The 9,434-nt window shown below is 75.2% G+C and carries 9 protein-coding genes and 1 pseudogene; 6 read left to right on the top strand and 4 right to left on the bottom strand.

Annotation, left to right across the window (positions count from 1 at the left end; translation table 11 throughout):
• Together M8J74_RS43065 and M8J74_RS43060 are read right to left on the bottom strand one after the other, a co-directional pair.
• The coding region (locus M8J74_RS43065; RefSeq protein WP_249841613.1) for a universal stress protein at positions 1-215 on the bottom strand (215 nt) is incomplete at its 3' end.
• 121 nt (positions 216-336) lie between these two features.
• Positions 337-570 carry a hypothetical protein gene (locus M8J74_RS43060; protein ID WP_058927155.1) on the bottom strand — a complete coding sequence of 78 codons (234 nt, stop codon included), beginning with the start codon at positions 568-570 and terminating at the stop codon, positions 337-339.
• Between the two features lie 349 nt (positions 571-919).
• Between M8J74_RS43060 and M8J74_RS43055 the strand changes: the two genes are divergently transcribed.
• The 3 genes from M8J74_RS43055 (at position 920) to M8J74_RS43045 (ending at position 5,349) form a co-directional block, all read left to right on the top strand.
• Positions 920-1,795, top strand: coding sequence for a universal stress protein (locus M8J74_RS43055; protein ID WP_107416211.1), 876 nt, complete (start codon positions 920-922; stop codon positions 1,793-1,795).
• Positions 1,796-1,827: 32 nt separating this feature from the next.
• Complete coding sequence (locus M8J74_RS43050; protein WP_249841612.1) at positions 1,828-4,194, top strand: glycoside hydrolase family 65 protein; 2,367 nt, start codon at positions 1,828-1,830, stop codon at positions 4,192-4,194.
• A 123-nt stretch (positions 4,195-4,317) separates the two neighbouring features.
• Entirely contained in the window at positions 4,318-5,349 is a 1,032-nt protein-coding gene (locus tag M8J74_RS43045; protein WP_249841611.1) for an Acg family FMN-binding oxidoreductase, read from the top strand.
• 22 nt (positions 5,350-5,371) lie between these two features.
• Here M8J74_RS43045 and M8J74_RS43040 read toward each other — a convergent pair whose 3' ends face one another.
• Complete coding sequence (locus tag M8J74_RS43040; RefSeq protein WP_249841610.1) at positions 5,372-6,244, bottom strand: universal stress protein; 873 nt, start codon at positions 6,242-6,244, stop codon at positions 5,372-5,374.
• Between the two features lie 293 nt (positions 6,245-6,537).
• On the opposite strand from M8J74_RS43040, the gene M8J74_RS43035 reads away from it, so the two are divergent.
• A complete protein-coding gene (locus tag M8J74_RS43035; RefSeq protein ID WP_249841609.1) occupies positions 6,538-7,419 on the top strand; it encodes a universal stress protein in 882 nt (293 codons plus the stop codon).
• Between the two features lie 81 nt (positions 7,420-7,500).
• Here the strand turns inward: M8J74_RS43035 and M8J74_RS43030 are convergent, their stop codons facing one another.
• On the bottom strand, positions 7,501-8,370 hold the full coding sequence (locus M8J74_RS43030; RefSeq protein ID WP_249841608.1) for a CBS domain-containing protein: 870 nt from the start codon (positions 8,368-8,370) through the stop codon (positions 7,501-7,503).
• A gap of 185 nt (positions 8,371-8,555) precedes the next feature.
• Between M8J74_RS43030 and M8J74_RS43025 the strand changes: the two genes are divergently transcribed.
• Both M8J74_RS43025 and M8J74_RS43020 read left to right on the top strand, forming a co-directional pair.
• The gene (locus M8J74_RS43025) at positions 8,556-9,008 is read left to right on the top strand and encodes a hypothetical protein (protein ID WP_249841607.1); all 453 of its coding nucleotides are present in this window, start codon (positions 8,556-8,558) and stop codon (positions 9,006-9,008) included.
• Positions 9,009-9,017: 9 nt separating this feature from the next.
• Positions 9,018-9,434 (top strand): annotated as a pseudogene (locus M8J74_RS43020) (V-type ATPase subunit); the annotation flags it as partial.

Genomic DNA, 9,434 nt, shown 5'->3' with positions numbered 1-9,434 from the left:
AGCCCGGCGGCCGCCTCGCGCTGCTCGGCCTGCGTCGGCCGGCCGGACGCCGGGGCGTAGGGGGCCAGGCCCGTGGCCGGCTCCCACGCGTGCACGGCGAGGACCCCGGTGCCCAGCGCCCTCGCCTGCTCCCCGGCCCAGCGCAGCGCGGCCACCGACGCCGCGGAGCCGTCCACACCGACCACGACGGGACGCTCGGCGGTGTTCTCGGACATGGCTGCCTCCCCATCGGACGTGGCCTCACCGTGCCCCGGCCGGGAAGGCCGGGGCGTGGGCCGGGCGGCCGTGCACGAGTGCCGAACGGTCCCTTACCGGACCGGGCGACCCGCGCCGACGTCACAGGCCGCGGTAGCGGCGGTCGTCGCGCTCGCCTATGCCCATGTAGTGGCGCTCCTCGATGACCGTCCCGCTCTCACCGGGACGCTTCACCATGCCCCGCGTGGACAGGAACATGATCAGGCCGAGAACGCCGACCACCATCAGAGTGAGCCCGACCAGGGCCTGGCTGTAGCCGAACACCATGCAGGTGCCCACGACGGCCGCGGCCACCAGGAAGAGCGGAAGATACATGGCTGCCCTCCTTCGGTCGTCCGCCCGAGGGCGGAGCGGTACCGATGAGCCCGACCGGGACGGCCGGCGGCCTCCCCCCTGGGCTCATCTCCAGCGTCGCCGCCGGCGTGGCCGTATACAAAGGGCTGAACGGGCATCCGAGATGCCCGAACGGCCCCCCACCTGCGAGAATCCCCGGCCGCAGAGGCGTTCACCCGTCCCGCGCGCCTTCCGCCGTGCCGCCGTCGGGGGCCGAACGTCCCGGCAGGGGGCCGAACCACCTATCGCGCCGGCCGCGTCCGGGTGCCACGGTGAACTAGGAGACCTGCGCTGCCGCGGTTCCGCGGCCCGGCGAAAGGCGGTGGGAACCATGGAGCTGCCCCTGGTCGTGGGTGTCGACGGTTCGGAATCCAGTCTGGCGGCGGTCGACTGGGCGGCGGACGAGGCGGCCCGGCATCACCGGCCGCTGCGCCTGGTGTACGCCTCCCTGTGGCAGCGCTACGAGGGCGCCGCGCCGTCCGGCGGTCTCACCCGCCCGTCGGGGCGGGTGATGGCGGAGAACATCATCGGCTCCGCCGTGGAGCGGGCCCGCCGTGGCGCGCCCGAGGTACCGGTGTCCGGCGAGGTGGTGCCCGAGGACGCGGCGGACGCGCTGCTGCGCGAGGGCCACAACGCCTTCGCCCTGATCACCGGCTGCCGCGGCCGCAGCGAACTGGCGGGACTGCTGCTCGGCTCGGTCGGCCTGACCGTGGCGGCCCGCGCCCACTGCCCCGTCATCGTGGTCCGCGGCGACAAGGCGGGCCTGGAGGGCACCCACGAGCGGATCCTGCTCGGCGCCGGCGATCCGGCGACCAGCGGCGAGGCCGCGCGGTTCGCCGTCCGGGAGGCCGAGGCCCGCCGGTGCGGCCTGGACGCCGTACGCGCCTGGCGCTGCCCCGAGCACGAGAGCGCCGCCGACTCCGGCGCCGCCACGGAACAGGCCCGCTACCACGAACAGCGGGCGTCGGCCCTGCTGGACGCCGTGCTGCACGACGCCGCCGCCGACCACCCGGCGGTCCGGGTGCGCCGGTTCACGGTGGAGGGCCCGGCCCGGCAGGTGCTGCTGAACCGATCCGCGGCCGCCGACCTCGTCGTCATCGGCGCACGGCGCCGCCACGGGCACTTCGGGCTCCAGCTCGGCCGGGTGGGACACGCGCTGCTGCACCACGCGGAGTGCCCGGTGGCCGTCGTACCGCAGCAGATGTGACCGGCCTTGGGAACGACGGGAGGACCGGGGACGTGACGGACGAGGTCTGGGAGTACGAGGGCTACGATCCCGAGGAGGAGCGGCTGCGCGAGTCGCTGTGCGCGCTGGGCAACGGCTACTTCGCCACCCGCGGCGCCCTGCCCGAGTGCGCCGCCGACGAGGTGCACTACCCGGGCACCTACGTCGCCGGCTGCTACAACCGGCTCACCTCCGAAGTGGCCGGCCGCAGCGTCGAGAACGAGGACATGGTCAACCTGCCGAACTGGCTGCCGCTGCGCTTCCGCCTGCCCGGCGGCCCGTGGCTCACCCCGGACACGGCGACCGTGCTCGAGCACCGCCAGAGCCTGCACCTGACGTCGGGGCTGCTGGAACGCCGCACCCGGTACGGGCTCGGCGAGGGCAGGGCACTGGTGGTGCGCCAGGAGCGGCTGGTGCACATGGGCGACCCCCATGTGGCCGCGCTGCGCAGCGAGTTCACCGCCGAGGGCTTCGAGGGCATGCTCGAGGTGGAGGCCGCCCTCGACGGCACCGTCACCAACGCCGGCGTGCCGCGCTACCGCGACCTGGACGGCCACCACCTCACCCACGTGCACACCGGCGCCGACTCCGGCACCGTGTGGCTGCGCTGCCGCACCCGCACCTCGGACATCCGCGTGGGCGTCGCCGCCAGGCTGAGCGCCGATTCGGCCGTCAAGGTCTGGCACGACGGCCCGCGTCCCGCCCAGTACACGGTCCTGAGCCTGACCGAGGGCCGCCCCGTCATCGTCGACAAGACGATCGCCCTGCACACCTCCCGCGATCCCGCGATCAGCGACCCGCTGTACGCCGCCGTCGACCGGGTCGGGCGGTTGCCCGACTTCGACGTCCTGCTCGACGACCACATCACGGCCTGGGACCAGCTGTGGCGCCGGGCCGACCTCGACGTCCCCGGCGAGCCCGGCCGCATCCTGCGCCTGCACCTCTTCCACGTCCTGCAGACGCTCTCCCCGCACACCGCCGACCTCGACGTCGGCGTGCCCGCCCGCGGGCTGCACGGCGAGGCCTACCGCGGCCACGTCTTCTGGGACGAACTGTTCGTCCTGCCCTACCTCAACCTGCACTTCCCCGAGGTCTCCCGCTCCCTGCTGCGCTACCGCCACCGCCGCCTCGAACAGGCCTGCACCGCCGCCCGGCAAGCCGGCCGCAAAGGCGCCATGTACCCGTGGCAGAGCGGCAGCGACGGCCGCGAGGAGACCCAGCGGCTCCACCTCAACCCCAACTCCGGCCGCTGGCTGCCCGACCACTCCCGCCTCCAGCACCACGTCGGCTCGGCGATCGCCTACAACGTGTGGCAGTACTGCCAGGCCAGCGGAGACACCGAGTTCCTGCAGACCAAGGGCGCCGAGATGCTGCTGCAGATCGCCCGCTTCTGGGGGGACGCGGCCGTCTACGACGAGGACCTGGGCCGGCACCGCATCAAGGGCGTCGTCGGCCCCGACGAGTACCACGACGCCTACCCCGGTGCCGAACTGCCCGGCCTCGACGACAACACGTACACCAACGTCACCGCCGCCTGGGTGCTCGCCCGCACCCTGGAGGTCCTGGACGACCTGCCCGAGTCCCGGCGCCGCGAGCTCGTCGAGCGCACCGGTCTGGACGGCGGCGAACTCGAACAGTGGGAGGACGTCTCCCGCACCCTGCACGTGCCCGTCCACGCGGGCGTCATCAGCCAGTTCGAGGGCTACGGCGACCTCGAGGAACTCGACTGGGACGGCTACCGCAGGAAGTACGGCGACATCCGCCGGCTGGACCGGATCCTGGAGGCGGAGGGCGACACCGTCAACCGCTACCAGGCGTCCAAGCAGGCCGACGTCCTCATGCTCGGCTACCTGTTCTCCCCGGCCGAACTCGCCGGGCTGTTCGGCCGGCTGGGGGTGGCCGTCGACGACGAGACCTGGTCGCGCACCGTCGACCACTACCTGACCCGCACCAGCCACGGCTCCACCCTCAGCGGCCTGGTCCACGGCTGGGTACTGGCCCGCGCCCGGCGTGCCGAGGCCTGGAAGTTCTGCCAGGAGGCCCTGCAGGGGGACGTCGCCGACCTCCAGGGCGGCACCACCGGGGAGGGCATCCACCTCGGCGCGATGGCCGGCACCCTCGACTTCGTCCAGCGCGGGCTGACCGGCCTGGAGACCCGCGCCGGCGCCCTGTGGCTCGACCCGGTGCCGCTGCCCGAGCTGTCGTCGTACGGCTTCGTCCTGCGCTACCAGGGTCACTGGGACGTACGGCTGCGCCTGAGCCGCGGCCGTCTGGAGATCGCCGTACCCGAGTCCGAGGCGTCGCCGATCGAGGTGCGGCTGCCGGACCGGTCGGTGAGCCTGCGGCCCGGCGAGTCCGGCAGCCTGCTCCTGGTCGACTGACGGACGCCGACTGCGGGGGGCCTGATGGGCCACCCGCCCAGACCCGATGGCCCCTACCCGGCGCCCGCCGGCAGGGGCGAGGCTTTTCCCATGGAGCGGTCCGAGCGAGAGGAAGGGGCCGCCATGAACGTCGACCACGGCTCCGAGCGCGGAAGGACGCGCCCCGGCCCGGCGCCAGGGCTGGACATCACGACGGTCACGGCCCTGGTGGCCGCGGCCACGGCCGCCCCGTCCCTGCACAACGCCCAGCCGTGGCGGTTCCGGCACGCCGCGGGCAGCCGCACGCTCGAACTGCGCGCCGACCTCGACCGGAGGATGCCGCGGTTCGACCCCGACCTGCGCGGCCTGCACCTGGGATGCGGCGCCGCCCTGTTCAACCTCCGTGTCGCCGCCGCCGACGGCGGCCGGGACACGGACGTCCGGCTGCTGCCCGACCCCGCGGACCGGCGGCTGCTCGCCGCCGTGCGCATCACGGACACCGACCGCCCCGACCGCGAGCTGGCCCGGCTCTCCACGGTGCTCGGCCGGCGGCACACCAGCCGCCACCCCTTCGAGGACCGGCCGGTCCCGGCCGAGGTGCGGGCTGCGCTGTGCCACGCGGCCGAACGGGAGGGCACCCAGCTGGTGTTCCCCGACCGGTGGCACATCGAGTCGCTGCTGGACGACGTCCGCGACGCCGAGGGACGCGACGACTTCGACGCCGCCTACCTGGCGGAGATGCGCGCGTGGACCCGCGTCGGCCCGCAGGAGACCGGTGCCGCCGTGGACGGGGTACCGGACTACGCCTTCGGGCCGAGCAAACGCGGCGGCCGCGCCCCGGTGCGGGACTTCGCGGGCCGCCGGCCCGTCCCCGGCCGCCCCGCGGCCGTCTTCGAGACCGTCCCGAACCTGGCCCTGCTCGGTACCACCCAGGACGGTGTCGCCGACTGGCTGCGCGCCGGAGAGGCGATGGAACGGGTCCTGCTGCTGGCCACCCTCCACGGACTGGCCACCTCGCTGACCTCGCACAGCCTCGAACGACAGGACCTGCGCGAGCTGGCCCGCGACCCCCTGTCGGGCATGGGCTTCGTGCAGATGGTGCTGCGCCTCGGCTACGGGCCCGCAGGGGTCGCGAGCCCGCGACGGCCCGTGGAACAGGTCCTGGAGATCGTCTGACGGCACGGTCCCGCACGTCGGCTCAGTCGTGCGGGACGATGGCGACCGGGCACGGCGCGTGGTGCAGCACGGCGTGGGCGACGGGCCCGAGTTTCCAGGTCAGCGCGGAGGGGTGCCGACGGCGCCCCACCACGGTGAGCCGGCCGTGGGTGGCGGCGGACAGCAGCACGTGCGCGGCCGGCCCGGCCGTCGTCTCCTCGACGACGGGAACGCCGGGGAACTTCTCCCGCCACGGGGCCAGCGCGGCCGCGAGCCGCGCCTCTTCGTCCGGCTCGCGCCGGCCGTTCCCGATCACGCGGGGGCGCGGGACCAGCGCGGGCAGCGGGACGGACCGTATGGCGCGCACCCGGCCGCCGTGCGCCTCCGCGGTGGTGAAGGCGAACTCCAGCAGGGCGTCCGCGGCCGGTCCCGGCTCGACCCCGACCACGATGTCCTCCCGCTCCTCCGCCGGATGCCCCCAGCCGGTCGCGACCGCCGGATCGCCGGCGCGGACGGTGACGGCGGGACACCGGGACAGGCCCAGGACGTGCAGGCTGATGGAGCCGAGGAGGAAGCTCGCGGCCGAGCCGTGTCCGCGGGAGCCCAGCACGAGCAGCGCGGCCCGCGCGCTGTGTTCCAGCAGGGCCTGCGACGCGGAGACCTCCACCAGCTCGGTGGTGAGGCTCAGATCGCCGTAGCGGTGCAGCAGTTCGGCCTCGGTCCGGCGCAGCACCCGCTGCCCGTACCGCTGCTTGCTCAAGGCCTCCTGCGGGACCGGCACGTTCAGCGGCTGGGTGGTCCACGAGTGGACCAGGACCACCGGCAAACGCCTGGCCATGCCTTCCCGGGCGGCCCACCACGCGGCGGTCGTGCCGGCGGGCGAGCCGTCGACTCCGACGACGACGAGTCCGGTCATGGCGCACCTCCCCGGCGGTGCGACGGCAGCGCCGAGGCACCGCGTTCGGGTCCCCTCGGTCCCTTTCTTCCAGCGTCGTCCCGCGTCCGCCGGTGGGGGAGGGCCGGACGGTGCGCTGTTGGGAGCCGTCCGGCCCTGGGGAAAGCCGGCCGGCCGGGGCAGGCTGGGACCGGAGCAGCGAGGCGTGTCCGCACCCGCCGGCGCTGCCGGCCGCGACACCCTCGCCGCCCGGAGCTGCCGCCGTCACCACCCGCGTCCGGACCGGGAGCGGCGGCCGTGAGGGGAGATGCGTCATGAGCGGCCCCGTCGTCGTGGGAGTGGACGGTTCGGCGTCGAGCCTCGCCGCCGTGGAGACGGCGGCACGGGAGGCCGCCCGGCGGGGCGCAGGGCTGCGCCTGGTGCACGCCGTCGGCTGGCCGCCCCTTCCGCTGCGGCCGGGCCGCTCGGCGTGGAACCCGGACGCGGCCGGCGTGCGCGAGCGGGTGGACGACATCCTCAGCGAGGCCGAGCAGCGGGCCCGCAGGATCGCACCGCACGTGCGGACCGTCACCGACAGCATGCTCGGCGAGCCGGTCATGGTGCTGGAGATCGTCTCCCGCCACGCCCCGCTCCTCGTGGTCGGCAGCCGCGGGCTGAGCAGGCTCGGCAGCCTGCTGCTCGGCTCCACCGCCGCCCACCTCGCCGCCCACGCCCGCCGCCCGCTGCTGGTGGTACGCGGCAGGCCCGATCCGTCCGGTCCCGTGCTCCTCGCCGTCGACGGCTCCCCGGAGAGCCGCCCGGCCGTCGAGTTCGCCTTCGCCGCAGCGCAGGCGCGCGCCGTCGGCCTGGTGGCGCAGCACGTGTGGAACACGGCCACCGAGCGGGTGTACGACGGCCCGGGCGACCCGCCGTTCATGACGTACGACGAGGACCGGCTGCGCGACGAGGAGCAGCGGGTGCTGGCCGAGGCATTGTCGGGGCTCGGCGCCGAATACCCGGACGTCGCCGTCGAGCGGCGCCTGGTCCGGGGGCGGGTGAGCGGCACGCTCGTCGAGGCGAGCGCCGCGGCGCAGCTCGTGGTGACCGGCGCGCACGCCCACGGCGGCTTCACGGGGCTGCTGCTGGGCTCGGTCGGGCAGACCCTGCTGCACCACGGGCACTGCCCCGTCGCCGTGATCCGCTCCACGGGGGAGTGACCCGGAGACGGGGTGGCTGCGCAGCGCCGCGCGGTGTGCGGGCGGTCCCGCACACCGTACGGCGGCCGATCAGACGGGGACTCAGACGGGGACGAGGTGGTCCACCACGGCGACGACGTCCGCGATCCGTTCCACCTCGGCCGTCAGCTTCGGAATCCGTCCGGCGTCCAGCGAACCGCTGAGCGTCACCGTCCCGTCGCGGACCTCGACGTCCACCTGCGCCGGGTCGATGCCCAGCTCGCCGCCCATGACCCGGTGCAGGACCTCGGAGCGGATCGCCGCGTCGTCCCGCACCAGGGCGCGCAGCAGCTCGCTGCGGCTGACGACGCCCACCAGGTGCCCCTTGTGATCGGTGACGAACAGCTGCCTGATCCGGGAACGCGAGGCGATGCGCGCCGCCTCGATCACGGGGGTCCACGAGTGGACGGTCAGCGCCGGAGCCGACATCAGCATGCCAGCCGTCACCCCCGCGCCCGCGTCCCGCGGATGCCGGCGCAGCATCCGGGCGAACGCGCCGGGGTGCTCGCCCGCGGTGATGGACGCCGCCCGGGCGAGCAGGTCGGACTCCGCGATCACACCGATCACCCGCTGGGTCTCGTCCACCACGGGCACCGCGCCGGTCTGCCGGCGTGCCAGCATCCGGGCGACGTCGAGGAACGGGGCGTCACGGGAGACGTCCACCACCGACCTCCGCATGACGTCACGCACCCGCAGCTCGGCGGTCGTGCGTGCCTTGTGGTGAACGTGGTGGACGTGATGGGCCTCGCCGGAGCGCGGGCCCGCGGCGACCGGTGTCTCCAGCGCGGCCGCCGAATGGGACGCCATCGCCTGCAGGTAGCGCACCATCATGTCCTGATGGACGTCCTCCACCGGCGACGGCGCGAAGGTCGGTACGGCATGCCGGGCTTCCACCGACGCGGCGGCGTGTTCTCGTGCCTCTCGGTCGCTCATGGCTACCTCCCAGCGTGCGTGGAGACCACACCCCTCCTGACTCTTACCGTCTCGCCCGGACGGTGGCCGCTGACAGGGCCGACCGGTCCCTTCCGCGGGGCGGATCAGCCCTAGAAGACCTTCGTGCGCCTTCGTAGCGTGAGAGTGGGCCACGGCGGGCACCCGCGCCGGGTCCGGAGGTTCTCATGCCCGGGTTCCGAGAGTTCCGCATACGACTCCGGCCGGCCGGCTCGCCCGGTCCGGCCGCACCGGGCGGTGTCCCCGCCGACCGGTCGGGCGAACTCGAGACGGAACTGCGGCCCCCGCTGACCCGGCTGGACGACACGGCCGCCGAGGCCGACCGCATCCGCGACGCAGCGGCCCGCGAGGCCGACGAACGGCGCCGAACCGCGCAACGGCAGGCCGAGGAGACCGTGCGGACGGCCAGAGCACGCGCCCTGGACGTCAGGAACGAGACCGCCGCCCGGATACGGCGGGAGGCCGCCGCCGAGGCCGAGCGGGCGGACGCCGCCTCGCGCCGCGAGACCGAGGCGCTGCGGGCCCGGGCACACGCCAGGACCCCCGCCCTCGCGGCCCGGATCGTGGCGCGGGTCGCCGCCGGCCTGGGCCTGCCCGCCGAGCGGCACGGACCGGAGTAGGAGACCGTGATGGGCGCCGGCTGGGTCGCGGGCGTGACACGGGCCAGGTCCATGGCCGTCGGACGACTCGGCCCGGACGGCGCTCGCGAGCTGGCCGCCTCGGCCACCCTGACCGAAGCCCTGCGCGCCCTCGCCGGCACCCGCTACCGCCGGGTCGCCGACGCGCGGGCCGAGCCCGGCGCGGCCTGCCGCGCGGTCCTCGACGCCCTGCTGTGGCAGCTGCGCGTGCTCGCCGGATGGCAGCCCCGGGCGGGGGTCACCGCCCTGCGCCGGATGGCCGCCGGCTTCGAGATCGCCAACACCCGGGACCACCTGCGCGCCCTGTCCGGCGAGCCGCGCCCGGCGCCGTACCGGCTGGGCGCGCTGGCCACCGACTGGCCCCGGCTGGCCCGGACCGGCGGCGCGAGCGAGGTGCGGGCCGCGCTG

This window comes from Streptomyces panaciradicis, from assembly GCF_023516615.1.
In the GTDB taxonomy this organism is placed as follows: domain Bacteria; phylum Actinomycetota; class Actinomycetes; order Streptomycetales; family Streptomycetaceae; genus Streptomyces; species Streptomyces panaciradicis.
The sequence above is the reverse complement of the archived record's forward strand: the minus strand, read 5'-3'. Positions and strand labels throughout refer to the sequence as shown.